Genomic DNA, 26,879 nt, shown 5'->3' on the forward strand with positions numbered 1-26,879 from the left:
CTGATGTACGACCCCACTGTCGCCCGGCTCACCTACCGGGCCCTGCTCGGCCGCCGCAGGGCCCTCATCCTGTGCGCCCTGCCCGTCCTGCTCATCGCGATCTCCGCGCTCGTGCGCGGCCTCACCGGAGCGGACGACCAGATCGCCGCAGACGTCCTGGGCGGGTTCGCGCTCGCCACGATGGTGCCGATCATCGGCGTCATCGCGGGCACGGGCGCGATCGGCCCCGAGATCGACGACGGCTCTGTCGTCTATCTCCTAGCGAAGCCGATCAAGCGCCCGACGATCATCTTCACCAAGCTGATCGTCGCCATCGCCGTGACGATGGTGTTCTCCGCGGTCCCCACGCTCATCGCGGGCCTGATCCTGAACGGGAACGGGCAGCAGATCGCGGTCGCCTACACAATCGCGGCTCTCGTCGCCTCCATCGCGTACGCCGCGCTCTTCCTGCTCCTCGGCACGATCACGCGCCACGCGGTGGTCTTCGGTCTCGTCTACGCCCTGGTCTGGGAGGCGCTCTTCGGTTCGCTGGTGGCCGGTGCGCGCACCCTCAGCGTGCAGCAGTGGTCCCTCGCCGTGGCCCACAAGGTGGCGGGCGGCGACCTGATCACCTCGGACGTCGGCCTGCCTCTCGCCACCGTCCTGCTCGCCGGAGTCACGGTGCTCGCCACCTGGTACGCGGGCCAGAAGCTGCGCACGCTGAAGCTCGCCGGCGAGGAGTGACGGTTCTTGACAGCGGCTTCACCCTCCCATCAGGACACTGGTCGGGAGGGTGACCTGTTTTCCAGGAGAGCGGCCTTCCGGGAGAGCGAAGCGTTTTCCAGGAAGGGGACCCGTTCCAGGAGGAGTGGAGATGGCGGCGGATCCGGAGTACGAGCGGGACGAGACGTGGGAGGACGTGACCTTCGACGAGGACTTCATACGGTCCGCAGGGACCACGGAGCCGTCCGCACGGGCCCGCATGCTCGCCGCCCGCTGGCGGAACGAGTCCCCCGAGCCCCAGCCGTGGCGTTCCGACAAGCCCCCCGCGGGCTGGTTCTTCAGCCGCGCCCGACGCCGCAAGTGGCGCAGACGCTAGCCGCGTGCCGGTCCCGGTTTTATTCGGTGGCGCCCAACTCCCGGTAAAGGCAGAGTGGTTCTGCAACCGCGCCGCGCACGGCGCCCGCCTGCTGGGAGAGGAGCGAGACGATGTCGGTCAAGATTCCGTCGAGCTCCCGGCAGGGCAGCCCACGGCAGGCTCCGGAGTAGTTACTCACTCCGTGGAGCCGGCTCACGGGGAGGCTGCCCGGGGCGGCCGCTTCGAGCGCGCACCTTCCGGGGTGCGCGGGCCGCCCACCCAGACTTTTCGATGCCGCGCCCCTCAGGGGAACGGCAGCCGCCGACGGCCGCGGCGACGGCAGGCCGTCAGCCCAGCAGGCGTTCCAGGACCACCGCGATGCCGTCGTCCGCGTTCGACGTCGTGACCTCGTCCGCGACGGCCTTGAGCTCCGGGTGGGCGTTGGCCATCGCCACGCCGTGCGCCGCCCAGCCGAACATCGGGATGTCGTTGGGCATGTCCCCGAAAGCGATCGTGTCGGCCGCCTTGGCGCCCAGCCGGCGCGCGGCGAGCGAGAGACCGGTCGCCTTGGACAGACCGAGCGGCAGCAGCTCGACTATGCCCTCGCCCGCCATGGTGACGCCCACCAGATCACCGGCCACGGCCAGCGCCACGGCGGCCAGCTCGTCGTCGGTCATGCCGGGGTGCTGCACGTACACCTTGTTCAGCGGTGCTTTCCAGAGCTCGGTGACATCCGTGAACGGGATGACCGGCAGGGGGCCGTCCTGCACCTGGTAGCCGGGCCCCACGATGACCTCGCCCTCGAGGCCGTCACGGCTCGCGGCCAGGGCCAGCGGCCCGGTCTCCGCCTCGATCTTGGAGAGTGCGAGACCGGCCAGCTGCCGGTCGAGCGTCACCGACGTCAGCAGCCGGTGCTCGCCCGCGTGATAGACCTGCGCGCCCTGCCCGCACACAGCGAGGCCCTCGTAGCCGAGGTCGTCGAGGATGTGGCGGGTCCAGGGCACGGCCCGCCCGGTCACGATGATGTGGGCGGCGCCCGCCGCGGTGACCGCGGTGAGCGCCTCACGCGTCCGCTCGGAAACCGTGTCGTCGGGCCGCAGGAGCGTCCCGTCGAGATCGGTCGCGACGAGTTTGTACGGGAACGGGTGAACGAGCGGAGCAGGGTGGCTCACTTGTTGATCGGCTCCAGGATCTTTCGGCCCCCCAAGTACGGACGCAGTACCTCGGGCACCCTCACGGAGCCGTCGGCCTGCTGGTGATTCTCCAGGATGGCCACGATGGTGCGCGGCACCGCGCACAGCGTGCCGTTCAGCGTCGACAGCGGCTGCACCTTCTTGCCGTCGCGCATCCGGATGGACAGGCGGCGGGCCTGGAAGCCGTCACAGTTCGACGCCGAGGTCAGCTCGCGGTACTTGCCCTGCGTCGGGATCCACGCCTCGCAGTCGAACTTGCGCGACGCCGAGGAACCGAGGTCGCCCGTCGCCACATCGATGACCTGGAAAGGCAGCTCGAGGCCGGTCAGCCACTGCTTCTCCCACTCCAGAAGCCGCTTGTGCTCGGCCTCGGCGTCCTCGGGAGCGACGTACGAGAACATCTCGACCTTGTCGAACTGGTGCACGCGGAAGATGCCCCGGGTGTCCTTGCCGTACGTACCGGCCTCGCGGCGGAAGCACGGCGAGAATCCGGCGTAACGCAGCGGCAGCTTGTCCGCGTCGAGGATCTCGTCCATGTGGTACCCGGCGAGCGCGACCTCGGAGGTGCCGACCAGGTAGTAGTCGTCCTTCTCCAGGTGGTACACGTTCTCCGCGGCCTGGCCGAGGAAGCCCGTGCCCTCCATGGCGCGCGGGCGCACCAGGGCGGGCGTCAGCATCGGGATGAAGCCGGCCTCGGTGGCCTGCGCGATCGCCGCGTTCACCAGAGCGAGCTCGAGGAGCGCGCCGACGCCCGTCAGGTAGTAGAAGCGCGAGCCCGACACCTTGGCGCCGCGCTCGACGTCGATGGCGCCGAGCGCCTCGCCGAGTTCCAGGTGGTCCTTGGGCTCGAAGCCCTCGGCGCCGAAGTCACGGATCGTGCCGTGGGTCTCGAGGACGACGAAGTCCTCCTCGCCGCCGACCGGGACGTCCGTGTGCACGATGTTGCCCAGCAGGAGGGCGAGGCGCTGGGTCTCCTCCTCGGCCTCGCGCTGCTCGGCCTCGGCGTTCTTGACGGCGGCGGAGAGCTCGCCGGTCTTCTTGAGGAGCTCCTGCCTCTCTTCCGGGGAGGCCTTGGGGATCAGCTTGCCGAGCGACTTCTGCTCGGAACGGAGCTCGTCGAAGCGGAGCCCGGACGACCTGCGCCGCTCGTCGGCGGAGAGCAGGGCGTCGACGAGTGCGACGTCCTCTCCACGGGCGCGCTGGGAGGCGCGAACACGGTCGGGGTCCTCACGGAGCAGGCGAAGGTCAATCACCCCTCAAGGCTACCGGTGCGCGGTTCCACCGCACGAACCGATATCCCGTGCGTTACCTTATGACCGATATGCCGGAATATGAATTCGGCAATGCGAGCCGGGCGCGGTGAAGCGCGTGGCCGAAATGGATCTTCTCGGGACTGGTCGGACGCCGCGGACGTCAGTCAAGGAAAAGGGTCCCATTCCCCGAAACGGGGCAGACGCGGCACGGTCGCTTGACCAAATCCCCTTGTGTGCAGCGGAACTTGAGAACGGGGTTGTCCACAGGAATGTGGCTCTCCGAAAGTTATCCACAGGGTGTGCGAAAGATCTGTGGACACCGGAAGAGATCGTTCCGAAAGCCGCATGCGCGGCTAAGGATTCCCGATTCAAACCCGTCTCACACGCACTTTCGAGTGGAAATGGTTCGCTCTATAGAGTTGATCAAAGGAAAAGAGTGGACGAGGGGTGACCTGCGCACCTGTGGACGGAGTTGAGGGCTGTAGGGCGATTTGTCGACCATGTAGCGAGATGGTGTCGACTTGTCCCCAGGTCGAGAAGCGCACCTGTGGATAACTTCTGTGGATGGCGAAAATCTGCAGGTAGGACTGGTTCTCAGAACGTCGAAATCCCGTTGCCCGAAGACGCCGTAAAGCCCTCAGAACCCGTAGGGCCGAGGACGCCGTGGCCTGGAAACCCGAGGGGTCAGAAACGGCCGTCCTGGCACCGCGCGAGCCAGTCCGACGCCGCCATGAAGTCGCTGTCGGACGTTCCTGTCCGCGGGGTCCGGACGTCCGCCACGGTGACCCCGGCCCTCGGATACGAGCCCAGGAAGCGCACCTGCGGGCAGACCCGCTTGAGCCCCATCAGCGCCTCGCCCACGCGACGGTCCGAGATGTGGCCCTCCGCGTCGATGGCGAAGCAGTAGTTCCCGATGCCCTCACCGGTCGGCCGGGACTGCAGCAGCATCAGGTTGACGCCGCGCACCGCGAACTCCTGGAGCAGTTCGAGCAGCGCGCCCGGGTGGTCGTCGCGCTGCCAGATGACCACGGAGGTCTTGTCCGCACCGGTGGGCGCCGCGGGGCGGGCCGGCTTGCCGACGAGGACGAACCGCGTCTGCGCGTTCTCCGCGTCGTGGATCTCGGTGACCAGCGGCACCAGGCCGTAGTGCTCGGCGGCGAACTCGCCCGCGAACGCCGCGTCGTAGCGGCCCTCCTGCACCAGGCGCGCGCCGTCCGCGTTCGACGCCGCGGACTCCCACGTCACGTCGTCGGCGAGATTCGCCTTCATCCAGTTGCGGACCTGCGGCTGGGCCGCCGGGTGGGCCGTCACCGTCTTGATGTCCGACACCTGCGTACCGGGCCTGACCAGCAGCGCGAAGGCGATGGAGAGCAGCACCTCGCGGTAGATCATCAGCGGCTCTCCGGCCACCAGTTCGTCGAGCGTCGTCGTGATGCCGCCCTCGACCGAGTTCTCGATCGGCACGAACGCGGCCTCGGCCTCGCCGTTGCGTACGGCGTCCAGTGCAGCGGGCACGGACACCACCGGGACGAGTTCCCGGGTGGCGGTCTCCGGGAGCGTGCGCAGAGCAACCTCGGTGAAGGTGCCCTGGGGACCGAGATACGCGTAGCTGGCTGACATATTGGTCACCCTAATGGGCCTCCAGCAACGCCTGCCCCACGTACTCGCCCTCGCCTGCGCCGCCGGGCACCGCGAACAGCCCGCTCGACTCGTGACGGATGAAGTCCGACAGGGCGTCTCCCCGGTCGAGCTTGCGCTGCACCGGGACGAAGCCGCGCAGGGGGTCCGCCTGCCAGCAGATGAAGAGCAGTCCGGCGTCCGGCACCCCGTCGTGGCCCATGCCGTCGTGGTACGAGAACGGGCGGCGGACCATCGCGGCGCCGCCGTTCTGGTCGGGCCGGGTGATGCGCGCGTGGGCGTTGACGGGGATGACGAGCTTGCCGTCGGCGCCGGTCTTCTCCAGGTCCGGCTCCGTGGTCTCGGTGCCGCCGGTCAGGGGAGCGCCATCGGACTTCTTGCGCCCGATGACGTCGTCCTGAGCCTTCCCCGACAGCTTCTCCCAGTCGTCGAGCAGCATGCGGATGCGTCGTACGACGGCGTACGAGCCGCCGGCCATCCAGGCGGGGTCGCCCGAAGCGGGCACGAAGATCCGCTTGTCGAAGTCGGCGTCGGCCGGCTTGGGGTTGTTCGTTCCGTCGATCTGGCCCATGAGGTTGCGGGCGGTCATGGGGTGGGAGGTGGCGCCGGGTGAGCGGTTGAAGCCGTTCATCTGCCAGCGCACCCGAGCCGCTTCCCCCGCGTCCCGCTGGACCGCGCGCAGGGCGTGGAACGCGACCAGCGCGTCGTTCGCGCCGATCTGTACCCACAGGTCGCCGTTGCTGCGGGCCTTGTCGAGGTGGTCGGAGAAGAAGTCGGGCAGCGGGTCGAGAGCCGTCGGGCGCTGCTTCTCCAGCCCCGTACGGGCGAAGAAGCTGTGGCCGAAGCCGAAGGTGAGCGTCAGCGAGGAAGGGCCGGCATCGCGGGCGACGTCGGTGTCGGAGTCGCCGAGCGTCTCGCCGGCCATCAGCCGCCGGGCGGTGTCCGACCAGCGGCGCATCAGGGCCGCCGCTTCCTTGCGTCCGGCGCCCGGCGCGAGATCGAAGGCGATCAAGTGCCCGCGGGACTGCATCGGGGTCGTGATGCCGGGCTGATGTTTCCCGTGAAACATCACGCGGTCCGCCCCGAGGGAGGTCAGCGACGCGGCGGCTTCGGGGGAGTTCGACGACGCGGTCGCGTACCCGGCGGCGCCGCCCACGGCGCCCAGGGCGAGGCCCGTCGCGCCCGCGGTACCGAGGAGTCGCCGTCGGGAGATGCCGGAGTCGATCCGGTTCTCGGAGTCAGCCATGGTGTGGTTCAGCCGATCTTCACGTTCTTGGTGACGGTCACTTGGTCGATGTCGGACGTGCGTACGGTGACCGCGATCTTCCAGTCGCCCGCCACGGGGATCTGTACGCCGCTCGCGCTCCAGTGTCCGGTGGCGATGTGGTCGGGAACGACCGGCAGAGGGCCGATCTTCTTCGCGGCGAGAGTGAAGGAGATCTTCACCTCGGGGATGTCGAACGCCTTGCCGTTGGGGCGCTCCACGTAGACGTGCATGCCATTGCTGCCGGTGCGTCCGGGATCCATGTCCAGAAGGACCGTGCCCTTGCCGTCCTGGCCGCCCGTGTCGAACGGCAGCTTCAGGGAGAGCGGCCCCGACCGCTGGGAGGCCGCCGCGGTGACGGCCTTGGCCTCCTCCTCGGTGCGGCCCGGCTCCGTGGAGGTGAGCACGGTCGTGACGACGAGCAGGACGACGGCTACACCGGCCTCGGTGAGTACGGAGCGGCGCAGTCCGGAGCGGCCCGGGTCGGCGTCCCGTATGCGCTTGTCACGGGCGGTGGCGAGCGCGGCGCGCTGCCGGGCGAGCTGGGCGGACCGCTTGTCGTCGACACCGGAGCCGGAACCCGTATCGGCAGCGGAGCCGGAACCCGCAGCGCCAACGGAACCCGTATCGGCAGCGGAGCCGGAACCCGCGTCGCCCCCGGCGTCCCCCGACGACGATCCCTTCGACGCGCCACCCGTAGGTACCGTCACCGGCTCCTCCGACCGTGTGTGTTCCTCGATCACGGTGGTTGCGGCGGCCTCCGGGGCGAGCTCCTCCGACAGGCGTCCCGTCCACTTCCGCGAGATCCAGGCGACGCCGACCATGACGGCGACGAGCCCGATCTTGAGCAGCAGCAGTTGCCCGTAACGGGTGCCGGTGAGCGCCGACCAGGAACCGACCTGACGCCAGGACTGGTAGAGCCCGGTCGCGGCCAGCGTGGAGACCGCGCAGAACGCCACCCGGGAGAACCGCCGGACGGCCGTGGCCTCGATCGAGGGCGCCCGGTACAGGGCGACGAGCAGGGTGGCGAGCCCGCCGAGCCAGGCCGCGACCGAGAGCAGGTGCAGTACGTCGACGGGCATGGCGAGTCCGGCCTGGATGCCGGTGGAGGCGTGCTCGGCCATCGCCCAGGTCGCGGCGAGACCGGCGGCGACGACCGCGCCGCCGATCGCGAGCCCGAAGGTGAGGTCCTTCTTCTCCTTGGGGTCGGTCCGCTTCTCGTACGCGCCGAAGAGCACGGCGATGAAGAGGGCCGCGGCGGCCAGCAGCAGGAGCCGTGACACGAGGGCCGCGCCCGACTTGGTCTGCAGGACCTGCCCGAGGAGGGTGAGGTCGAAGATGTCACCGACCGCGCCGGACCCCGTGTAGGAGCCGCGCATCAGGAGCATCGCGAGGGTCGCGCCGGTGAGGGTGATCCAGCCGCCCACCACGACCCGCTGCACGGGGCGGACACCCGCTCCGCGCGGCCAGCAGGCGAGGACGAAGGCCGCGCCGCCGACGGTGAGGACGAAGCCCGCGTAGGAGAGGTACCGCGCGACGCCGTAGAGCCCGCCGACCACGCCGCCGCCGGCGGTCTGGTCGGGCAGGGCCGCGGTGGTCTTGGAGGGGGCGCCGATGGAGAAGGTGAACGCTCCCGAGACGGGGTGGCTGTCGGCCGACACGACCTGGTAGGCGACGGTGAACGTGCCGTCGGGCAGCCCGGAGTGGAGGGGGACGCCGTAGGTCGTGCCGCCGAGGTCGGTCGTCCTGCCGGTGTCGACGCGCTTGCCGGCCGGGTCGAGGACCCGTACGGAGCCGTCGGACATCGCGACTTCCTCGGAGAAGGTCAGGGACACCCGGCTGGGGGCCCGCTCGACCACCGCACCCTGCTTCGGGTCGCTCCCGGTCAGCGCGGCGTGCGCGGAGACGGGCGCGGCGCCGGCGAGGAGGGCGCCGGTGACGGCGAGGAGCAGCAGCAACAGGTGCCGGAAGCGGGGAGCGATGGTCTTCACGAACGGTCAGCCCCTCAGTGCGACGTGTGCGACGTGTGCGGCTCGTGCGTTGACATCGACGACATCGACGACATCGACGAGTGCGCCGACTTCGCCGTCGGGTTGTAGGTGGCGGCCTTCACCGGGAAGGTCACCGTGACGGTGCCGGACTTGGCGAAGTGCAGCTCCACCGACACTTTGTCGCCCTCCTTGGGCGTCTGCTTCAGGTTTTCGAACATGAGGTGGTTGCCACCGCGTTCGAAGTCGAGCTCGCCGTCGGCCGGGACGGGGAAGGACTTCTGTTCCTTCATCACCCCGCCCTTGGTGCTGTGGAGGGTGACCTGCTGGGCGATGGCGCTGGTCACCGAGGTGAGCGTGTCGGCGCCGCCGCTGTTGTGGACGACGAAGAAGCCGGCCGCCATGTCGCCGCCCGCGGGCGCCGGTATGAACGCTCCGCCGACCTTCACCGCGGGCTTGCCGGAGGACGCCGAGGCCGACGAGTCGCCGGAGCCGCAGGCCGTGAGGGCGAGTCCGGCCGCCAGCGCGGTGGCGCCGAGGGCGAGCGGTGTACACCTCACGGCTGCTCCCCCTTGATGATCTTGGGGAGGTCCTTGGTGTAGTCGTCGACGGTGGCGTCCTCGCCGTACAGGACGTACCCGGCGTCGGTCTTCGGCGAGAACGCGATGACCTGCGTGCCGTGCATCGACACGAGCTTGCCGTTCTTGTCCTTCTGCGTCGGTTCGATGGAGATGCCGAGGGTGCGGGCGCTGCCCTGGATGGTGGCGAAGTCGCCGGTCAGGCCGATGAAGTCGGGGTCCTGCGCCTTGAGCCACTTGCCGAGGACGGGCGCGGTGTCGCGGTCCGGGTCGGTGGTGACGAAGACGACCCGGAGCTTGTCCTGCTCGGCCTTGGGCAGGGCCTTCTTGGCGACGGCGATGTTGCTCATCGTCAGGGGGCACACGTCGGGGCAGTGGGTGTAGCCGAAGTAGATCAGCGTGGGCTTGCCCTTGGTCTGCTCGCGCAGGTCGAACTTCTTGCCGTGGGTGTCCGTGAGGACGAGGTCCGGCTTCTTGAAGGGCGAGTCGAGGACGGTCGCGGCCTTGTTCGAGCCGGTCTCGGCGGAGACCTCGGCGACGGGCTTGTTGCCGTCGTCGCCACTGCCGCAGGCGGAGAGGGTGAGCGACGCCGCGGCGATGAGCCCGGCGGCGAGCAGCGTCTTCTTGCGGAGGGCCTGGCGAGGAGCTGTGTGCGGGGTCTTACGGGGAGAGCGCATAGAAAAATGTCCCAGATGTGAGGCGGGCCGGCGTGCACCGGGGTCGGCCGGCGGCCGCGGAGGGCCGCCGCCTGCGCCGGCCCCGGTGCACACCCGCGGCTTGTTCAGCTGTTGGTACGACGGCGTCCCGCGAGCACGCCGAAGGCCACGCCGGCGGCGCCGACGACGATGCCGGCGATGCCGAGGGCGCGTGCGGTGGTGTCGCTGCCGGAAGAGCCGTCGGAGGCGCTGTCGGACGAGGCCGCGGCCGCGGCCGCCTTGTCGTCACCCGACTTGGCGCCGTCGTCGGCCGCGGCACCGCCGTGGTGGTCCTCGGTCGCGGCCGAGAGCTCCAGGGTGGGCGCCGGGTTCTCCGGCTCCTCCTGGCCCTTGGCCTGCGGCTCGATCCAGCGCACGACTTCCTTGTTGTCGTACGTCTGGATCGCCTTGAAGACGAGCTCGTCCGTGTCCTCGGGCAGCTGCCCGATGGAGAGCGGGAACTTCTGGAAGAAGCCGGGCTGGATGCCCTTGTCCTTGCCTGAGCCGTCGGCGGTCCAGGTGACCTGGGAGACGGCCTGGTCGATCTTCTCGCCGTGCATCTCCAGCGGCTTGTCGAGCTTGGACTTGGTGACCTTGGCGGTCCAGCCGGGGATGGGCTCGGGCATGACCGAGGCCAGCGGGTGGTCGGTCGGGAAGTTGACCTCGACCTTGGTGGTCGCGGCGTCGTCGCGCTCGTTCGGCACCTTGAAGTTCACGACGGCGTATCCGCCCTTGGCGGCGACACCCTCGGGCTGCACGCTCACGTGTGCGAAGGCGGGGGCGGAGAGCACCAGGACGGCGGACGCGGCGGCGGCACCGACTACGGAGACGCGAGAAATCTTCTTCATGGCAGAAACCACTCCACTCGGATTCAGCGGGATCAGGCGAACGGGAGTGCGCGCACCGGAGAAGGGGCACGCGCGCGTGCCGCACGACACCTCTCCGCGCTGTGCGGGAACCCGTACCAGGGCCCCGCGTGGAGTACGTGTGTCGTGTCAGGCAGCGAGACGGAACGCGTCTCCCGTGGGCGGGCCGCGCCTGATCACCGAGTGCTGAAGTGCCGTCGTGCGCGGGAGCCGTGGCACGAGGAGCTCGACGGGCACCACGTGGGGCGCCGCTTCGGACGCCCCGGGCAGGCCCGCCCTGAGGGCGCGTACGAGAGCGAGAGCGGCGCGCAGGGAACGGACGAGCGCCCCCTGGGCGACTCCATGCGCCGAGTTCGCCGAGAGGCGGACGAGCCGGCCGAGAGCGAGGTCCCCGTGACGCAGCAGCCAGCCCGCGACGACCGCGGCGAGCAGGTGCCCGAGCAGCATCGGCAGGGACGGCAGCAGCGGCATGGACGCGGCCGCTCCGGTGGCGCCGTGGTGGTGCATGGCCATTCCGGAACCGGGTTCGACGCCGGCGTCCGAGAGGATCTTCTGCGCCTGCGCGGGGCTGATCGCCGCCATGCCCGTGCCGCACATGAGCCGGGCCGCGCGCTCCACGACCGAGGGTTCCTGAGCGGTCTGCGCCATCGTCATGGTGCCGTGCTGGCCCACTCCGAAGAGGGTGTGCAGACCGGTCTGGCCGACCGCGAGAGCGGCGGCGATGCCCGGCAGCGAGCGCTCGCGCCCGGCGAGCGGCGCCGCGACGGCGAACACCGCGAGGAACCCGACGCCCAGCGTCCACAGGGGGACGGTGGCACACGAGGCGAGCACATGTCCGGCCGCGGACAACGCGACGCAGACCGCGGTGAACACCGCGGCCCTCAGCAGCCGGACATCCGTTCCGGTGCGCGCCTCGCGCTGGTGGGGGGCAGACATGGCGGGCTCATCATCGCACTGGGCTTACCCGCCTCATACGGCAGGTCCGCAAGGTCCGGAATCTTCCGCCCCGCCCCCTTGCGGCCGACTCCGTACACCGCCGTCACCGGTCCGCGCGTCCGCCGTATGGGCGGTATCACGCGAAGTGCGCGATTGCACAGGGACCGTTGCGGCAATACGTATCGGTATGTCGAGCCGTGGCCTGGAGGCTGGAGCATGAGCATCTGGTGGTCTCTGCACCTGCGCCGCGAGGCCGCGAGCGTCCCGCTCGCCCGGCGCCTGCTGATCGACACCATGGAGACAGCGGGCGTGGACCCCGACATCTCGTACGACCTGTCCGTCGCGCTCACGGAGGCGTGTGCCAACGCCGTCGAGCACGGTGGCGATCCGGACCCCGACGATCCTGCGGGCGCCTACCGGGTCACGGCCTATCTCGAGGGCGAGACCTGCCGCATCGAGGTCGCCGACTCCGGTCCCGGCTTCCCGGCGCTGCGAGGCCGCGGCACCACCCTGCTCAAGCCCGCTCCCGAGCACGCCGAGCACGGCCGCGGACTCTGTCTCATCCGGGAGCTCGCGGACCATGTCCACTTCGTCAACAGACCGGGCAGAGGCGGCGCGGTGGTCAGCTTCGACAAGGTGCTCAAGTGGCGCGAGAACGTGCCCCTCGTCTCCGCCTGACCATCCCCCGGACACGACAGCGGCCGGGCACCGTCCTGCCGTGCCCGGCCACTTCGCACACGCGTCGTCACGCGCGCGTGGTCGTGTCTCTACGTGTCTCTACGCGCGCGTGGTTCAGCCCTTGAGCTGGGCCATCCACGCCTCGACCTCGTCCGAACGGCGCGGCAGACCGGCGGAGAGGTTCCGGTTGCCGTCCTCGGTCACGAGGATGTCGTCCTCGATCCGGACACCGATGCCGCGGTACTCGGCCGGCACGGTCAGGTCGTCGGCCTGGAAGTACAGACCGGGCTCGACGGTCAGGCACATGCCGGGCTCCAGCGTGCCGTCCACGTACGTCTCCGTGCGCGCGACCGCGCAGTCGTGGACGTCGAGGCCGAGCATGTGACCGGTGCCGTGCAGCGTCCAGCGGCGCTGCAGGCCGAGTTCCAGGACACGCTCGACCGGGCCCTCGACGAGGCCCCACTCGACGAGCTTCTCGGCGAGCACGCGCTGCGCGGCGTCGTGGAAGTCGCGGTACTTGGCACCCGGCTTCACGGCCGCGATACCGGCCTCCTGGGCCTCGTACACGGCGTCGTAGATCTTCTTCTGGAGCTCGGTGTAGCGGCCGTTGACCGGCAGCGTGCGCGTGATGTCGGCGGTGTAGAGACTGTGCGTCTCCACGCCCGCGTCCAGGAGGAGCAGGTCGCCGGAGCGGACCGGTCCGTCGTTGCGGACCCAGTGCAGGGTGCAGGCGTGCGGGCCCGAGGCGCAGATCGAGCCGTAGCCGATGTCGTTGCCCTCGACGCGGGCGCGCAGGAAGAACGTGCCCTCGATGTAGCGCTCGCTGGTGGCCTCGGCCTTGTCGAGGACCTTCACGACGTCCTCGAAGCCGCGGACCGTCGAGTCGACGGCCTTCTGCAGCTCGCCGACCTCGAAGGCGTCCTTCACGAGGCGGGCCTCGGAGAGGAAGACGCGCAGCTCTTCGTCGTGCTCGCGGGTGACCTTGTCGACGAGGGCGGCCTCGATACCGGCGTCGTGGCCGCGCACCACGCGGACCGGGCCGGTGGCCTCGGCCAGCGCGCCGGCGAGCTCGCGCACGTCGGAGGCGGGGATGCCGTACACCTGCTCGGCCTCGGCGAGGGAGTGGCGGCGGCCGACCCACAGCTCGCCCTGGCCGTCGAGCCAGAACTCGCCGTTCTCGCGGTCGGAGCGCGGCAGCAGGTAGATCGTCGCGTTGTGCCCGGTGGCCGTCGGCTCGAGGACGAGGACGCCGTCCTCCGTCTGGTTGCCGGTCAGGTACGCGTACTCGGTCGAGGCGCGGAAGGCGTACTCGGTGTCGTTCGAGCGGGTCTTGAGGTTGCCCGCGGGGACGACGATGCGCTCACCGGGGAAGCGTGCGGAGAGGGCGGCACGGCGGGCGGCCGTCTCGGACGCCTGCGCGATCGGCTCGAGGCCGTGCAGCTCGGTGTCGGCCCAGCCGGACTTCATGCTCGCGGCGAGCTCGTCGGACACGCCCGGGTACAGGCCGTTCTTGCGCTGCTTGATCGGCTCGTCGCTCTCGGTCTGAGAGATCTCCGGGTTCTCCGGGGTGAGCTCCTCCGACACGTCTTCCTCCTAGATACGGCCCTGGGAACGGCCAAGTGTGCGGCCTGGGTACAACGGTGGACCCCCTCCATCGTACGGTCGTGCGGAAGGGGGCCCAGGGCCGGAAGACCTGTTACATCGGGGGCTACGGGGCGTACCGCCCCGGTCACCGGAATTACTCGAAGCGCGCGGCGAGCAGCACGACGTCCTCGTCGCTGTCGGCGGCGTCGAGTCCGTCCGGCAGGACGGTGTGCAGGACGTGGTCGGCGATCGCGCCGGGGTCGTCGCGGATGGTGCGCGGGACGCCGGCGGCCGCCGCGTGCAGACGGGCGAAGGCGCGGTCCATCGGATCGCCGGTGCGGTGCAGCAGGCCGTCCGTGTACAGCAGCACGGTCTCGCCGGGCTCGGGGCTGAACTCGACGCTCGGCGCCTCCCAGCAGGCCAGCATGCCGAGCGGCGCGGACAGCGACGTCTCCACGAACTCGGTGCGTCTCTCGCCGATCACCAGCGGCGGGCTGTGCCCGGCCCCGGCCAGGACGATCTTGCGCAGGGCGGGCTCGCAGTACGCGAAGAGGGCGGTGGCGCTGCGCGCGGGCTCGGTCAGCCGGAGCAGCAGCTCCAGGTCGGACAGGACGGCGACGGGGTCCTCGCCCTCCATCACCGCGTACGCGCGCAGGCTGGCCCTGAGCCGGCCCATCGCGGCGACGGCACTCGCCCCGGAGCCGGTGACGGAGCCGACGGCGAGGCCGAGCGCGCCCTCGGGCAGCGGCAGCGCGTCGTACCAGTCACCGCCGCCTCGCGGGCCCGTGCGGTGCCGGGCGGCGAGCTGGACGCCCGCGACCCGCGGGAGCCGCGGCGGCAGCAACTCCTCCGTGATGGTGCGGGACTTGGTGCGCGCCCGCTCCAGTTCGAGCAGGCGCGCGAGGTGTTCGGTGGCGTAGCGCGTGTACAGGCCGACCAGATGGCGCTGGCGTTCGACGGGCTCGGCGGGCTCGTCGTAGAGCCACACCGCGGCGCCGAGCCGGCCCGCCGCCTCCGTCGCGAGGGGCAGCGCGAAGCTCGCCGCGTAGCCGAGCCGGGCGGCGACCTCGCGGTGACGCGGGTCGAGCCCGGCCTCGGACAGCAGATCCGCGTGCACCTCGGGCTCGCCCGTTCCGTCCGTGCGGTCGAGGATCCTTCCGTACGAGGTCGCGCCGCGCGGCACCGTCTCGATGTGGCCGAGGTCGGCGCGGGCGAGGCCGAGCCCCACGGTGGTGTCGGGGCCCAGGCCGTCGGCGGGCTCCAGGACGACGAGTCCGCGGCGCGCGCCGACGAGTGCGGCACCGGCGCGGAGCACCTCGTGCAGGGCGTCGTCCATGACGGCCGTCCTGGCCAGGCGCTCGGTGAGTTCGTGCAGCGTGGTGAGGTCGGAGACCCAGCCGGCGAGCCGGTCCTGGATCAGCGCTCCGGGGGCTCCGGGGGCTTCGGGGGAGGAAGGGGGCGCGGGCGAGGGTGACGCGGGCGCGGCAGTGTGTGCTGGTGGGGGAACCGTTGAATCGATTCCAGCCACTTTCGGAAGGTGCGGGGTTGTCATGGTCTCCGGCCTTTCGACCGGTGCGTATTGCTCAATAGCATCGCAAACCCCCATGTGATTCTGCGCCGCCAGCAGTGCCTCCACATCTACACGCACTGATGAGGGGATGTCCAGCATTGTCCTGCTGGGATTCCTGGTGTCCAGGAGGCCCGTGCGGCACGAGTGATCTCTGATCGAACTTGGCCAAAAAGTGCCGCGGGTAAAGGCATATTGCGGTCGACTGGCATTGTTCGACAGAGCGTCACAGCGGTCGTGTTGGGTACGTACTCGGAGAAGGCCAGGGGTAGTTGGGATCGACCCGGAACCTGGCGACGGACCCGGGCGTCTTAGCCACCGACGACCGTGCCCCATCCTCCCGTGGCGGAGACGGCGAGTAACACGCGCGACGGCAAACGCCAGGCGCCGCCACCCCACGCCAGGCTTTTCAAGTACGCGGCCGGCGCTCGGACAATAGGGGTTCCCCCTGCTCAAGGCTGGGGTGCGGCGCTCCCTGTACGTACGCTCAGTGAAGTGATCGGCACATGGTGTGATGGCCCACAGCGTTCTCTTCGGTCTACGGAAAGGAACGAGCGCTCATGCGCGAGATCCTCGGAAGGCGACGCAGGCTCCTGTCCAGGCGGAACAACGGGAAGTCTGATCAGTTCAGCGCGGCCCTGACCTTCGCGACCGCATGGCAGTGGCCCGTGCTCCCGGGCGTGGGGCTCGTAGGGGCGGGGCGCCGTGACGGCGTCAGCTGCGCCTGCCCCGACCCGGAGTGCACGGTGCCCGGCGCGCACCCCTTCGACCCGGGACTGCTCGCCGCGACCACGGACGAGCGCATGATCCGGTGGTGGTGGACCAACCGTCCGGCCGCGCCGATCGTGCTGGCCACGGGGGCTGGTGCGGGTGCGAGCGGCGGCCGAGCCCCCTGCGCCGTGAGCCTCCCCTCGGTCGCCGGGGCCCGCGCCCTCAAGGCACTCGACCGTACGGACATCAGGCTCGGCCCGGTCGTCGCCACGAGGGATCGTCTCTTCATCCTCGTGGCGCCCTACTCCATGGAGCAGCTGGGCGAGCTTCTCTACGCCCAGGACTGGGTGCCGGGCTCCCTGCGCTTCCACGGCGAGGGCGGCTATCTGGCACTGCCTCCGTCCGACACCGGCCTCGGCCAGGTCCGCTGGGAGCGTGCCCCGCTGCCCGGCTCCGCGGCACCCTGGGTCCCCGATGTGGAGGCCGTGGTGGACGCGGTGGTGGATGCCCTCACTCGTACGGGTGTGAGCGCGCCCGAGTTGTAAGGGAATTGGGCGCGCGGCGAGAGGTGCGAAGGGGCGGCGCCGATATCTTCGGCGCATGCCCTCCTTCCCCAGGCTCTCGACCGGCCTCGAGCAGGGGAGACCCCATTCGCGCCTCCGCCTGCTCGGTCTTCTAGCGGTCGTGACCCTGACCGTTCTCCTCCCGCTGGCGGGCGCGTCCGCGGGCCCCGTGGGCGACACCGCCGCGGAGGACAGCCTCAACTCCGGCGAACTGCACACCGGTGACGCCGGCAGCACGAACAGCGCCGACAAGGTCGACGACAAACCGGGCGCAGGCAGGAGCGACCCGGCGGCCACCGCGGCGTCGGATACGGCAGCGGCCCACACGACAGCGTCGGACAGGGCGGGCACGGCGCGCCGGTCTCACGGGCGATCGCCGGGCACCGCCCTCCTCGCCGATCTCGGGATCGCCACCCAAGCACGGTGCGGACCCGAACTCGCCTCCCCCGACGGCATCGAGGCGCAGACCTGCGTACTGACCCAGGAGCGGGACACATGGGCGAGGACCTACTACCGGAACGCGACAGGGGGGCCGCTGAGTTCCGTGCTGACCCTGATGGAGCCGGGAGGCCGCACCGTACAGATGCACTGTGCGGTGGGTGCTCAGGACGAACCGGGGACGTGTGACACGCCGCGGGAGCGCACTTCGGGTGAGGCGGGCGACTACTCGGCGGTGGCGGAGTTCGCGGGAGCCGGGGACATGGGGCCGCTGCTGCTCAGGTCGGGAAGCAACGCGCCGATGCCGGCCGGGAGCTGAGCGAGCGGAACGATTCCCGGGCGAGGGCCCGCGGGGAAGTCCCGGAAAACAAGGACCCGGTTGCTGGCGACGGGGGATGCACCAGCAACCGGGCTACTCGAACGGTAACAAGAGATCGGCCGTTAGCAAATTCGATCTCGGCTATTCGTATGCGGATTTACCTGCCGCTACGGGGAGTTGTGACCGGAGTCACCCGTTCCGAGGGCTCCCTGTGGCTGACCGGTCGGTCAGCTGAGCGTCACCTGTCGATTGGTGAGGCCGCCGCGCGCCCTGCGCTCCTCGACGGTCAGCGGAGCCTCGGAGCCGAGGGCCGCGGCGAGCCGCTCGGCGAACTCGGCCGCCGGCTTCTCGACATCCTCGGCGCTCATCCCGGTGGGCAGGTCCCAGACGGGAACGGTCAGGCCGTGCGCGCGGAAGGAGCCGACCAGGCGCGTGCCCTCGCCGAGCGAGGACGTGCCGGCCGCGTGCAGCCGGGCGAGCGCGTCGAGCAGCTGCTCCTCGGGGTGCGGCATGACCCAGCGCAGGTGATTCTTGTCGGGGGTCTCGCACCAGTACGCACCGTCGACACCGGACAGCTTCACGGTCGGGATGGCGGCCGCGTTGGCCCGCTCCAGGGAGGCGGCGACCTCCGGGCTCGCGTTCTCCGAGTCAGGCACCCAGAACTCGAATCCCGTGTGCACGACCGGTTCGAAGGCGGCCGCGGGATCGAGCAGGTCCTGCAGGCGCGGTCCGTCGGCCGGTGCGCGGCGTGCCTGCACCGGCGTACCGGGCTCGGCGGCGAGCGCGCGCTGAAGGGTGTCGGCGAGATCGCGGCTCAGGTCGCCCGACGAGGTGTCGTTCTGCAGGCCGAGCAGGATCGAGCCGTCGTCGCGGCGCAGCGCGGGCCACGCCATCGGAAGCACCGTCGCGAGTGTCACGGACGGAACGCCTTCCGGCAGGCTCTCCTTGAGGGTGAGCCGCACCGTCGCGGCGGGCACCAGTTCGCGCAGCGCGATCCAGTCGCCCTCTCCCGCGAGGCCCTCGAACGGGCGCTGCACCAGCTCGGTCACCGCGTGCGCGGCGGCACGGCCGTGACAGGCCTTGTACCGGCGGCCGCTCCCGCAGGGGCAGGGCTCACGGGCGCCGACGACCGGGATCTCCCCGCTGCTGACGTGCGACTTGCCCTTGGTCTGGGGGCGCTTCTTGGCCATCTTGGGTGTCTCCCGGTTACGGCTCTCGTACGTACGGGCGCGAGCCTAGCCCCTCGTACGGCCGGGGGCGGGGATCAGGCCGGGTCGCCGGGCCGGAGCCGGTTTCAGCCCAAGTCCTCGAAGGCGTCGGCGAAATCGAGGCCGGACATGCCCACGGGCGCGCGGCTCGCCACGCGCGTAGCGAAGTTGCCCTGCCCCTGTGTTTCGGCTTCGGAGCGCACGTCCTTGTGCACGACCACCCAGACGGTGACTTCACCGGAGACGTCGTCACGTACGCCCCAGTCGTCGGCGAGTGCCGAGATGATGTTGAGCCCGCGGCCGCCGTGCGCGGTGACCGAGGGCGTGGCCGGAACCGGGCGGGTCGGACCACCACCGTCCGTCACCTCGACGGTGAGGCAGCCCCGCGCATCGACCCTCCAAGCGGCCCGGACGTCGCCGTCCCCGGCCAGGTCGTCGCCCAGCGGCCTGCCGTGCCGGCAGGCATTGCTCAGCAGTTCCGAAAGGATCAGTACGGCATCGTCGATGACCGCTTCCGAGACCCCGCCGACGCGCAGCTGATCACGCATCCGGTGCCTTGCTTCGCCCACGCCCGCAGGGCCATGGGGTACGGCCATGCTCGACGACGTGGGCACCTCCTGTGCCACCACCAACGCCACCCCCGAGACCTCCTTTGCCCCACGCCACGGTGTGAATGCCCCAATGGACTGGACCGGAAACCGGCCAATCCACGCTCAGTGACGCACTCGTAACGATCGAATACGGAGCGAACGCGCCGGAGCACTCCCTGTGAGGGAAGTGGCCGGATTTAGCCCCTCCCGAGCTGACGCAGAACCGCGCGGGGCCGGTTCGTGATGATCGCGTCGACGCCGAGGCCGACGCACAGGTCGACGTCCTCCGGCTCGTTGACCGTCCACACGTGGACCTGGTGGCCGGCCCGCTTGAGTTTCTCCACGTACCCGGGGTGGCTGCGCACGATCCGGATGCCCGGCCCCGCGATCGACACCCCCCTGGGGAGGCGGCCCTCGCGGTGGCGGGGTGAGACGAACTGCATCAGGTAGACCGTCGGCAGGAGGGGGGACGCGGCCTGGACGCGGTGCAGGGAGCGGGCCGAGAAGCTCATGATGCGCACCGGGGACGGTGTGTCCGGCGCTCCGGTGGGGGCGTCCAGGCCGAACCGCTTGAGGAGCATCAGGAGGCGTTCCTCGACCTGGCCGGCCCAGCGTGTGGGGTGTTTGGTCTCGATGGCGAGCTCCACGCGGCGGCCCGCGTCGGCGACCAGTTCGAGCAGCCGCTCCAGGGTCAGGACGGAGGTGTCCTCCCAGTCGGGGCCCTCCGCACTGGTGCGGCTGGCTTCACTGTTCTTCCAGGAGCCGAAGTCGAGGGCGGCGAGATCCGCCAGTTCCAGGGCCGACACCGCTCCGCGCCCGTTCGACGTACGGTTGACGCGGCGGTCGTGCACGCAGACGAGATGGCCGTCCGCCGTCAGCCGGACATCGCATTCGAGGGCGTCGGCACCGTCCTCGATGGCCCTTCTGTACGCGGCTGCCGTGTGCTCGGGGGCCTCGTCGGAGGCTCCGCGGTGGGCGACGACCTGGATGTGCTGCTGTCGTGCGAGGGTCACCGCGTCATGGTGCCATTGCGGGGCACTGGGCCGCCCAGCGGATGCGTCCGTTTCGCCCGGCGTAAAGGATGGCACCGGACACACAGGAACGCCTTATGGTGCCCTGACGTCCCGTGGGAAAAGCTGACCACATACAAACAGCAATGCCGATGGAATCAGCTGGTACAGCCGTGGATCGAGGAGAAGAGCTGTGAGCACCGAGAACGAGGGCACTTCGGTACCCCCCGCCCCGTCCGCACCTCCCGTGCCGGTGGAATCTCCCGCTACTCCCGCACCCGCTCCGGCCGGTTCCGCACCTTCTCCGGAGCCCGCCGACGCCCCCACCGCGGCGATGCCGCCGGTCGAGGGCGCGGCGCCGGGGGCGCACGAGGGTTCCGGCGCGGCCTCGGGGGCTGCACCGGGACCCGAGGGGCAGCACGCCGCCGCGAACGCGGCTGCGGGTGGCTGGCCGCCTCCGCCGCCCGCCGTTCCCGCGTACGCGGACGGCGGCGGTGGTGGGCACTCCTGGGGCGCCTCCTACCAGCCTCCGGAGCCCAAGCCGGGCCCCCGGCGTGGCGGGCTGCTGGCCGCGGTGGTCGCGGCGGCCCTGATCGCGGGCGGTGTCGGCGGCGGCATCGGCTACTGGGCGGCCGAGCGCAACGACGACAGTGGTTCGGGCTCGACGACGGTCTCCGCCTCGGACAACCCGGCCGACTTCAAGCGGAACGCGTCCTCGGTCGCCGGCATCGCGGCGAACGCACTGCCGAGCACGGTCACCATCGAGGCCGAGGGAAGCGACGGCGAGGGCGGTACCGGCAGCGGCTTCGTCTACGACAAGCAGGGCCACATACTCACCAACAACCACGTGGTGGCCTCCGCGGCCGACGGCGGAAAGCTTTCGGCCACGTTCTCGAACGGCAAGAAGTACGACGCCGAGGTGATCGGCCGAGCCCAGGGCTACGACGTCGCGGTCATCAAGCTGAAGAACGCCCCGTCGAACCTGAAGCCGCTGGTGCTCGCCAACTCGGACAAGGTCGCCGTCGGTGACTCGACCATCGCGATCGGCGCGCCCTTCGGCCTGTCGAACACGGTGACCACGGGCATCGTCTCGGCGAAGAACCGCCCGGTGGCCTCCAGCGACAGCTCGGGCAGCAGCAAGGCGTCGTACATGAACGCGCTGCAGACCGATGCGTCGATCAACCCGGGCAACTCGGGCGGTCCGCTGCTCGACGCGCGGGGCGCGGTCATCGGCATCAACTCGGCGATCCAGCCGGGCAGCAGCGGCGGCATCGGAGGCTCCGGCCAGTCGGGCTCGGTCGGCCTCGGCTTCGCCATCCCGATCAACCAGGCGCGGAACGTCGCCAAGCAGCTCATCAAGACGGGCCAGCCGGTCTATCCGGTGATCGGTGCCTCGGTCGCGCTGGACGAGCAGGGTGACGGCGCGAAGATCACCGAGCAGGGCGCGGGCGGCTCGTCCGCGGTCACGGCGAACGGCCCGGCGGACAAGGCCGGCCTGAAGCCCGGCGATGTCATCACCAAGCTCGACGACACGGTGATCGACAGCGGTCCGACCCTGATCGGCCAGATCTGGACGCACCAGCCGGGCGACACGGTCAAGATCACGTACAAGCGCGGCGGCGCGGAGCACACGGTCGACGTGGTCCTCGGCGAGCGCAAGGGCGACAGCTGACCGAACTCCCGGCCGAACCCGCTACCCTGGTCCTCGCTCCGCCGGTCGCCGGCGGGGCGAGGGTGGGTTGCCCGAGCGGCCTAAGGGAACGGTCTTGAAAACCGTCGTGGCGCGAGTCACCGTGGGTTCAAATCCCACACCCACCGCTTGCAGGTCAGCTTAGGTGCTGGTCAGAAGGGGTGCCCCGGTCTCCGGAGCACCCCTTTCGCATGCGGACTGTCTCACCCCATCTCGCCGGTATCCCAGCTTTGACCAGTGCGTATGGGCCACCTGTGGGCCAAAATCAGGGCTGATCTTCCTCGTCGAGCGCGCGGGTGATCATGTCGTTTGAGTGCTGCTGACCGCCCTTCAGGATCTTTGCGTAGAAGCGGTACAGCACGGCGATGCTGTGGCCGGCGCGAGCGGCGACCTCCGCCGGGTCTACCCCTGACTTGATCCAGAGGGAAACGCCAGCATGCCGCAGGGAGTACGGGACCGCCGCGAGCGCTGACTTGGCCTCGCTGGGAGAGAGCACGGAGTTCCGCGCTCTCTCCCAAAGGTCGCAATATTCGGTGGAGGGCACCCGTCCTCCCCGCGCCGCCCGGAACAGCCGACCGTCATCGGCCGTGCCGTACCGGGCGATGTGCTCACGCAGCAGGTGCACGAGAATGGGCGGGATAGGCACGGTTCGCGTCGCGCCCCGCTTACGTCGCTTGAGGCCCCGCTTCTCGTACGACGTGCCGTCATCTGTCCAGCCGCCACCGACTTCCGGGCGGCTCTCCCCCAGCAGTAGTTCGCCCCATTCCTTGACGGCCTCCGGCGAGTTGGGCGGCAACGTGCAGTCCGATTCCTTGAGAGCGACGACCTCGCCAGGTCGCATGGCTGCGTAGTAGAGGCATCCGAAGAACGCGTGCAAGTGCGCGCCGCGCGGTCCGGAGTCTCGGACTGCGCCGAGCAAGGAACGCGCCTTGCTCGGGCCCGGCACGTATCGGAAATCAATCTCGTCGTCGCTCTCTGGCGGCGTCCAATCCACACGGGGGAGCGGGTTCGCCGTGAGCAGCCCTTTCTCCTCAACCGTGTAGCGGAGCACGTTACTCAGGACCATACGCTTGCGCCTGACCGTGTTCTCAGCGGCTTTGCTCCCGTCCAGACGGAGCGAGAGCGCTTCCAAGGCGGGACGTAGAAGCGCCGGGTCCTCCAAGGCTTTGACCTTGATGGAGTGGGCGGCAATCCACTCCAGGGCGGCGCGGATTTCGGCGGGCGGTTCCTCGGCGACGTGGCGCGATACCCAGGATCCCTCTGGGGCACGGACCGCCCTGAACGCCCACTGGTAAAGCGCATCGCGCAGTACAGCCGAGTGAGGCGCTCCCCGCTTGCTGGTGGCGAGCGCGGGGGTTACGACAGCGAGCGATTCCGCGATGCTTGCCCGGTGCTTGGCTGCGGCTTGCGGCCACTTCATGAGGACGTACTCAGTGACATGTTCGTACCAGGAAGGGGAATTGCGAGCCATCAACTCGTTCGCGGGAAGGCCCGTTTCCTCGTCGAATTGCTGCTGGTCGCGCAGAGCGGCCATCAACTCCGCCCGACGACCGTCCGCTTGCGGCTTGAGCTTGAAGCTGCGGGAGTGAGGCCGCTCGCCGACCCGCCAACGCAGTTCCCATGGCTTTGGGCGGCCCGTGCGCTTACGGATTGACCAGACATCGACGTCGTAGGTGAGCATGTCTCTCCAAACAGAACGAGGGGCCCGCGCTGAGCGCGGGCCCCGGTGAAACGGTTGGTATTACGCGGCGTGCTGCTCGCACTTCTCCCACCACGCGTCCAAGTCGGCGCGGCTGACGCGGACCTGGCCGTTGGGGAGCTTGCTGATGCGGGGCGCCTGACCGCGGGCGCGCATGCGGTAGAAGGCGGCGCGGCTCATGTCGATCTCTTCGAGGACCTCAGCGAGCTTGAGCTTCTTGGGGCGGGCCACGGTGCGACTCCTTCTCGGATCCAGTGCGGGAACCGGGGAATCGCTGACAGAACTGACAGAACCTCGACGCATGCCGTCTGACCTGCGTGTATGAGCGGGTCGGGGTCTTTGACAGAACTGAATTAAAACCTGACAGAACCTCTTGGGAGGAGGTTCTGTCACAGCACCCCCGGCGCGGGGCCGGGGGTTCTGTCAGCATTAAATTCAGTTCTGTCACAACCGCGATCATGGACGTTTGTGCAGGTCAGGGGCAGTGTCGGGGAGTTCTGTCAGTTCTGTCAGCGGGTTGGGGGTTGTGTCAGGCGCCCCGGCCGATGCGGGGGTGGGTCTCGTAGCGGGGCGAGGGGGGCCGGCCGCCGCGTCCGGTGCGCGGGGGCGGGGGCTGTTGGCGGATCCAGCCGTGTTCTTCGAGCAGGGCCAGGGCGGGGTCGAGGTCGCCGATGACGGGGAAGTCGGCCCGCCGCAGGGCCCGGAACAGCTCCCGTTTGGTGATCTGCTGCGGGCGGCTGCTGATGAGGTGGGCCAGGACGGTCAGGGCGGCGTCGTGGGCGGGGTCGGCGCTCATGGTGTCGAACACGTCCAGGGCGTGCGCGGTGAAGTAGACGCCCAATTCGGTCGCGGCGGCCATGGTGGAGGCTTCGATGGGCTTGTGCCATCCGTCCTCGGGGTGGTTGGCCAGGTGGAGCAGGCCCGCGATGCGTGCCACGGCCCCGTCTCGCTTGGACGCCCATTTCACGATCGGCGCGAAGCTTCCGTCCCGCCCCAGCCGCGCTTCGGTGACCTTCTGGAAGGCGAGCATGACCGCGTCGGCTTCCGGGGTGAGTGTCAGGAGAGCGGGGTCGGTCCAGTCGGCCAGTGCGAGGGTGAGGCCTGAGAGTTGGCGGGTGTAGGTGGCGGCTACCTGTTCGTCCAGGAGTTCTGGGGAGAGGTTGCGGCTGCCGACAAGGGACAGGGGCTTGGAGTACAGGAAGCGTGCGAGCAGGCCGCGTCCGTCGGCCCCGTCGATGCGGGCGAGGGAGTCGAGAACTTCCGGCTGGATGGCCAGGCCGACGGTGACGGCCGGGGAGTCGATGTGTTCGGCCTCGCGGCTTTGCCGGTTGACGCGGATCATGTCTCCGGCGTGGCCCTTGAGGAACATGCCCATGTTGGGCTTGCCGGTGTAGCGGCCCGCGATGATGTCGAACAGCTCGCCCTCGGCGCTCATGCAGGAGATCCGCCCGTTCTGCTGGGCGAGGAGCGTTCCGATGGTCTCCGGGGTCGCGTCGTCCGCCACGAGCTGCGGCACGGACGGGATGGTCAGTTCCTCGGCGGCCTGCGCGAGTTCGACCGCCTCAGCGGTCAGTGCATCCCGCTTCTCCGGCTCGGCCGCCCCGGCTTTCTGTGCGGCCTTCTCGGCTGCTGCTTTGGCGAGGCGGGCGAGGGTCTCGGCCTCGGCCCGTACCGGGCCGGACAGCTCGATGAGTGCTTTCTCGGCGTCGAGGAGGGGGCGCACCATGAGGTCGAATACGGCGCTCTTGCGGTTGCCTGGGTCTAGGGCCACGGCCGTGTAGATGTTCACGGGCTCGCGCCAGTGGCCGCGCACGCAGACTTTCACGCGCCCGCCGGCGGCGGTGGCGATGACTGCGAGGGCGAGGCATCCGGCGAGGTCGATGGGGGTCTGTGTTTCCTCGGCGACGCCGCGGACCATGTCACCGAGCCACGGCGGGAGGGTGTCGACGGGGAAGGTGGGCAGGGGCGGGCGGGCCTTGAGCGGGACGGGTTCGTCCCAGGCCGGGCCGGTGATCTGCTCGGGGTCGATGTCGAACCCCTCCCACAGGTCGGGGCTCATGTCGTGGGGGATGCTCATACGGCCTTGCCTCCTTCCTTGGCGTTGGCGAGCTGCGGGCAGGTGTCGCGGTGTTCGTTGTGCGCGGCCACCAGGCTCAGCACGGCGGCGCGGCCGATGGCGGTCCGTTCACGGCCGCAGGAGCACCACGAGTGGGCCGATGGGGTCACGTGCCAGTCCGGGGGTGCCACGATGTGCAGCACGGCCCGGGGGCGGTACCCGTCGCTCGTCTGCGGGTCAGGACGAACAGCAATGGGGACGCCTTCGGCGACGCCCTCTCGGTCGCCCACGACGAGGCGCAAGTGCCGTCGTCCGGCGACATGCCCGGGACGGGGGTGGATGCTCATGCTGCCCTCCCTGCATCGGCGCCTAGGCCGTTGGTGACCGCGCGGGCCGCGTACGGCTCGGGGACTCCAACGGAGACGGCCGCGGCGATGACCTCGTGCCCGAGCGCGTCCAGGCCGCAGGGGCCGGGGCACTGGGCGTGCTGCTTGGCGAGGAACTGCGCCACCCCGAACGCCTGCGACGCGGCCCCTGTTTCAGTACGGGCCCGGACCAGCGCCAAACCGCGGGCGAGGCCGGTACGGACGTACTTCTCGGTGTGGCGGCAGCCTGTGGCCACGCTCGCGTCCCACGTGGCGCGGCCGGGGGATGAAGAGACCAACTCCCCGCGGGCGGGGGTGGTCTCTTCCTTCTCGACCAGTGCGCGGACGGCGTCCGGCAGGGGCGTCATAGTGCCGGTGCCGGGTCCGAGCCAACGGGCGTACTGCATGAGCGACTTGATGTCGACGCCGGGGCGTACCGCGTTGGCCGACCGCATCGCCCCCAGGTAGATCCAGTGCTCGCCCCGGGTGGTCGGCACGGTCCGGGTCGGCGGCAGGCTCTCATGGGCCCACGCGACCGCGTCCGCGTCGTCCAGGTCGACGACCGTCAGCCCGGCCCCGCCGGGGTGATAGGCGACGGCCGAGGCTTGCACCCACGCGAACGTCCAGGCTCGGGAGGTGAGGACATCGGGGTTCGTGGTGGCGGCGGCCCATGCGTGGCAGGGACGCGGGCAGTGGCACGGGCCGGGGGTCTTCATGTTCGGTCGGCCGCCGCACGCGTTCTTGACGCACTCGGGGCAGTTCCCGAACGGTACTTTCCCCGCCCGCAGCGGCAGTGCTGGCACACCGGATTCCGCGAGGCTCAGGGCGGTGCTCAGGTGTTCGTTCAGCGGCGAGCTGTGGGCTCGCGTGATGTCGGTGGTTTGGGTCATGCTGGGGTCTCCAGTTCCTTCGTGGGTGCTGGCTGGCAAGGGC

25 protein-coding genes and 1 tRNA gene are annotated in these 26,879 nt (G+C 70.1%); 7 read left to right on the forward strand and 19 right to left on the reverse strand.

All coding sequences use genetic code 11. The features are described 5' to 3' along the window. Positions 1 to 3 precede the first annotated feature (3 nt). Together ACFC96_RS16755 and ACFC96_RS16760 are read left to right on the forward strand one after the other, a co-directional pair. The gene (locus tag ACFC96_RS16755) at positions 4 to 723 is read left to right on the forward strand and encodes an ABC transporter permease (protein ID WP_100597167.1); all 720 of its coding nucleotides are present in this window, start codon (positions 4 to 6) and stop codon (positions 721 to 723) included. Positions 724 to 853: 130 nt separating this feature from the next. Next, complete coding sequence (locus ACFC96_RS16760) at positions 854 to 1,078, forward strand: hypothetical protein (protein ID WP_376255263.1); 225 nt, start codon at positions 854 to 856, stop codon at positions 1,076 to 1,078. 326 nt (positions 1,079 to 1,404) lie between these two features. On the opposite strand, the gene ACFC96_RS16765 is transcribed toward ACFC96_RS16760, so the two are convergent. The 9 genes from ACFC96_RS16765 to ACFC96_RS16805 all read right to left on the reverse strand — a co-directional run bounded on the left by ACFC96_RS16765 (position 1,405) and on the right by ACFC96_RS16805 (position 11,468). Beyond that, positions 1,405 to 2,229, reverse strand: a complete 825-nt coding sequence (locus ACFC96_RS16765; RefSeq protein WP_376255262.1) for an HAD family hydrolase — start codon at positions 2,227 to 2,229, stop codon at positions 1,405 to 1,407. Then, entirely contained in the window at positions 2,226 to 3,503 is a 1,278-nt protein-coding gene (gene serS / locus ACFC96_RS16770) for a serine--tRNA ligase (RefSeq protein ID WP_376255260.1), read from the reverse strand. Before serS ends, ACFC96_RS16765 begins: the two co-directional genes overlap by 4 nt. Positions 3,504 to 4,187: 684 nt before the next feature. Next, positions 4,188 to 5,123: a prephenate dehydratase gene (gene pheA / locus ACFC96_RS16775; RefSeq protein ID WP_376255258.1), complete on the reverse strand. Its 936-nt coding sequence runs from the start codon at positions 5,121 to 5,123 to the stop codon at positions 4,188 to 4,190. A 10-nt stretch (positions 5,124 to 5,133) separates the two neighbouring features. Then, a complete protein-coding gene (efeB, locus tag ACFC96_RS16780; protein WP_376612862.1) occupies positions 5,134 to 6,387 on the reverse strand; it encodes an iron uptake transporter deferrochelatase/peroxidase subunit in 1,254 nt (417 codons plus the stop codon). 8 nt (positions 6,388 to 6,395) lie between these two features. Beyond that, positions 6,396 to 8,396 carry a copper resistance CopC/CopD family protein gene (locus ACFC96_RS16785; RefSeq protein ID WP_376612864.1) on the reverse strand — a complete coding sequence of 667 codons (2,001 nt, stop codon included), beginning with the start codon at positions 8,394 to 8,396 and terminating at the stop codon, positions 6,396 to 6,398. A gap of 14 nt (positions 8,397 to 8,410) precedes the next feature. Then, positions 8,411 to 8,953 carry a copper chaperone PCu(A)C gene (locus tag ACFC96_RS16790; RefSeq protein ID WP_376612866.1) on the reverse strand — a complete coding sequence of 181 codons (543 nt, stop codon included), beginning with the start codon at positions 8,951 to 8,953 and terminating at the stop codon, positions 8,411 to 8,413. Continuing rightward, positions 8,950 to 9,648: an SCO family protein gene (locus tag ACFC96_RS16795; RefSeq protein WP_376255250.1), complete on the reverse strand. Its 699-nt coding sequence runs from the start codon at positions 9,646 to 9,648 to the stop codon at positions 8,950 to 8,952. Before ACFC96_RS16795 ends, ACFC96_RS16790 begins: the two co-directional genes overlap by 4 nt. A 104-nt stretch (positions 9,649 to 9,752) precedes the next feature. Next, positions 9,753 to 10,514, reverse strand: a complete 762-nt coding sequence (locus ACFC96_RS16800; RefSeq protein ID WP_376612867.1) for a YcnI family protein — start codon at positions 10,512 to 10,514, stop codon at positions 9,753 to 9,755. Between the two features lie 147 nt (positions 10,515 to 10,661). Then, positions 10,662 to 11,468, reverse strand: coding sequence for a hypothetical protein (locus tag ACFC96_RS16805; RefSeq protein WP_376612869.1), 807 nt, complete (start codon positions 11,466 to 11,468; stop codon positions 10,662 to 10,664). Positions 11,469 to 11,684: 216 nt separating this feature from the next. Between ACFC96_RS16805 and ACFC96_RS16810 the strand changes: the two genes are divergently transcribed. Then, entirely contained in the window at positions 11,685 to 12,146 is a 462-nt protein-coding gene (locus ACFC96_RS16810; RefSeq protein WP_376255244.1) for an ATP-binding protein, read from the forward strand. Between the two features lie 114 nt (positions 12,147 to 12,260). Here ACFC96_RS16810 and ACFC96_RS16815 read toward each other — a convergent pair whose 3' ends face one another. Then, entirely contained in the window at positions 12,261 to 13,730 is a 1,470-nt protein-coding gene (locus tag ACFC96_RS16815) for an aminopeptidase P family protein (RefSeq protein WP_376255242.1), read from the reverse strand. 154 nt (positions 13,731 to 13,884) lie between these two features. Then, positions 13,885 to 15,399 (reverse strand): PP2C family protein-serine/threonine phosphatase, encoded by a 1,515-nt coding sequence (locus ACFC96_RS16820; protein ID WP_376612871.1) that lies wholly within the window; start codon positions 15,397 to 15,399, stop codon positions 13,885 to 13,887. 458 nt (positions 15,400 to 15,857) lie between these two features. On the opposite strand from ACFC96_RS16820, the gene ACFC96_RS16825 reads away from it, so the two are divergent. Further along, on the forward strand, positions 15,858 to 16,553 hold the full coding sequence (locus tag ACFC96_RS16825) for a bifunctional DNA primase/polymerase (RefSeq protein WP_266562429.1): 696 nt from the start codon (positions 15,858 to 15,860) through the stop codon (positions 16,551 to 16,553). Between the two features lie 139 nt (positions 16,554 to 16,692). Beyond that, entirely contained in the window at positions 16,693 to 17,328 is a 636-nt protein-coding gene (locus ACFC96_RS16830; RefSeq protein ID WP_376612873.1) for a hypothetical protein, read from the forward strand. Positions 17,329 to 17,555: 227 nt separating this feature from the next. Here the strand turns inward: ACFC96_RS16830 and ACFC96_RS16835 are convergent, their stop codons facing one another. The 3 genes from ACFC96_RS16835 to ACFC96_RS16845 all read right to left on the reverse strand — a co-directional run bounded on the left by ACFC96_RS16835 (position 17,556) and on the right by ACFC96_RS16845 (position 20,139). Continuing rightward, on the reverse strand, positions 17,556 to 18,518 hold the full coding sequence (locus tag ACFC96_RS16835; protein WP_376255236.1) for a DUF5926 family protein: 963 nt from the start codon (positions 18,516 to 18,518) through the stop codon (positions 17,556 to 17,558). Positions 18,519 to 18,622: 104 nt separating this feature from the next. Next, positions 18,623 to 19,174 carry an ATP-binding protein gene (locus tag ACFC96_RS16840; RefSeq protein ID WP_376255234.1) on the reverse strand — a complete coding sequence of 184 codons (552 nt, stop codon included), beginning with the start codon at positions 19,172 to 19,174 and terminating at the stop codon, positions 18,623 to 18,625. Between the two features lie 149 nt (positions 19,175 to 19,323). After that, positions 19,324 to 20,139: a glycerophosphodiester phosphodiesterase gene (locus ACFC96_RS16845; protein WP_376255232.1), complete on the reverse strand. Its 816-nt coding sequence runs from the start codon at positions 20,137 to 20,139 to the stop codon at positions 19,324 to 19,326. 190 nt (positions 20,140 to 20,329) lie between these two features. Between ACFC96_RS16845 and ACFC96_RS16850 the strand changes: the two genes are divergently transcribed. Together ACFC96_RS16850 and ACFC96_RS16855 are read left to right on the forward strand one after the other, a co-directional pair. Then, complete coding sequence (locus tag ACFC96_RS16850; RefSeq protein WP_376612874.1) at positions 20,330 to 21,808, forward strand: S1C family serine protease; 1,479 nt, start codon at positions 20,330 to 20,332, stop codon at positions 21,806 to 21,808. A 61-nt stretch (positions 21,809 to 21,869) separates the two neighbouring features. Next, positions 21,870 to 21,954: transfer RNA gene (locus tag ACFC96_RS16855), tRNA-Ser, on the forward strand. Positions 21,955 to 22,091: 137 nt separating this feature from the next. Here ACFC96_RS16855 and ACFC96_RS16860 read toward each other — a convergent pair. From ACFC96_RS16860 to ACFC96_RS16880, 5 genes are all read right to left on the reverse strand, one after another. Next, positions 22,092 to 23,507: a tyrosine-type recombinase/integrase gene (locus ACFC96_RS16860; RefSeq protein WP_376612876.1), complete on the reverse strand. Its 1,416-nt coding sequence runs from the start codon at positions 23,505 to 23,507 to the stop codon at positions 22,092 to 22,094. Between the two features lie 60 nt (positions 23,508 to 23,567). Continuing rightward, complete coding sequence (locus ACFC96_RS16865; RefSeq protein WP_376612878.1) at positions 23,568 to 23,756, reverse strand: helix-turn-helix transcriptional regulator; 189 nt, start codon at positions 23,754 to 23,756, stop codon at positions 23,568 to 23,570. Between the two features lie 298 nt (positions 23,757 to 24,054). Further along, positions 24,055 to 25,602, reverse strand: coding sequence for a YfjI family protein (locus tag ACFC96_RS16870; RefSeq protein ID WP_376612880.1), 1,548 nt, complete (start codon positions 25,600 to 25,602; stop codon positions 24,055 to 24,057). Further along, positions 25,599 to 25,928, reverse strand: coding sequence for a hypothetical protein (locus ACFC96_RS16875; protein WP_376612882.1), 330 nt, complete (start codon positions 25,926 to 25,928; stop codon positions 25,599 to 25,601). Before ACFC96_RS16875 ends, ACFC96_RS16870 begins: the two co-directional genes overlap by 4 nt. Then, on the reverse strand, positions 25,925 to 26,836 hold the full coding sequence (locus ACFC96_RS16880; RefSeq protein WP_376612884.1) for a bifunctional DNA primase/polymerase: 912 nt from the start codon (positions 26,834 to 26,836) through the stop codon (positions 25,925 to 25,927). Before ACFC96_RS16880 ends, ACFC96_RS16875 begins: the two co-directional genes overlap by 4 nt. Between the last annotated feature and the right edge of the window lie 43 nt (positions 26,837 to 26,879).

Source organism: Streptomyces sp. NPDC055955, from assembly GCF_042270245.1.
Lineage (GTDB): Bacteria > Actinomycetota > Actinomycetes > Streptomycetales > Streptomycetaceae > Streptomyces.

Coding starts and splice junctions, on each gene's coding strand:
- ACFC96_RS16795 (WP_376255250.1), bottom strand. CDS start 9,648: ATGCGCTCTCCCCGTAAGACCCCGCACACAGCTCCTCGCCAGGCCCTC.
- ACFC96_RS16820 (WP_376612871.1), bottom strand. CDS start 15,399: ATGCTGGACATCCCCTCATCAGTGCGTGTAGATGTGGAGGCACTGCTG.
- efeB (WP_376612862.1), bottom strand. CDS start 6,387: ATGGCTGACTCCGAGAACCGGATCGACTCCGGCATCTCCCGACGGCGA.
- ACFC96_RS16810 (WP_376255244.1), top strand. CDS start 11,685: ATGAGCATCTGGTGGTCTCTGCACCTGCGCCGCGAGGCCGCGAGCGTC.
- ACFC96_RS16755 (WP_100597167.1), top strand. CDS start 4: ATGTACGACCCCACTGTCGCCCGGCTCACCTACCGGGCCCTGCTCGGC.
- ACFC96_RS16875 (WP_376612882.1), bottom strand. CDS start 25,928: ATGAGCATCCACCCCCGTCCCGGGCATGTCGCCGGACGACGGCACTTG.
- ACFC96_RS16825 (WP_266562429.1), top strand. CDS start 15,858: ATGCGCGAGATCCTCGGAAGGCGACGCAGGCTCCTGTCCAGGCGGAAC.
- ACFC96_RS16835 (WP_376255236.1), bottom strand. CDS start 18,518: ATGGCCAAGAAGCGCCCCCAGACCAAGGGCAAGTCGCACGTCAGCAGC.
- ACFC96_RS16800 (WP_376612867.1), bottom strand. CDS start 10,514: ATGAAGAAGATTTCTCGCGTCTCCGTAGTCGGTGCCGCCGCCGCGTCC.
- ACFC96_RS16880 (WP_376612884.1), bottom strand. CDS start 26,836: ATGACCCAAACCACCGACATCACGCGAGCCCACAGCTCGCCGCTGAAC.
- ACFC96_RS16760 (WP_376255263.1), top strand. CDS start 854: ATGGCGGCGGATCCGGAGTACGAGCGGGACGAGACGTGGGAGGACGTG.
- ACFC96_RS16805 (WP_376612869.1), bottom strand. CDS start 11,468: ATGTCTGCCCCCCACCAGCGCGAGGCGCGCACCGGAACGGATGTCCGG.
- ACFC96_RS16860 (WP_376612876.1), bottom strand. CDS start 23,507: ATGCTCACCTACGACGTCGATGTCTGGTCAATCCGTAAGCGCACGGGC.
- ACFC96_RS16870 (WP_376612880.1), bottom strand. CDS start 25,602: ATGAGCATCCCCCACGACATGAGCCCCGACCTGTGGGAGGGGTTCGAC.
- pheA (WP_376255258.1), bottom strand. CDS start 5,123: ATGTCAGCCAGCTACGCGTATCTCGGTCCCCAGGGCACCTTCACCGAG.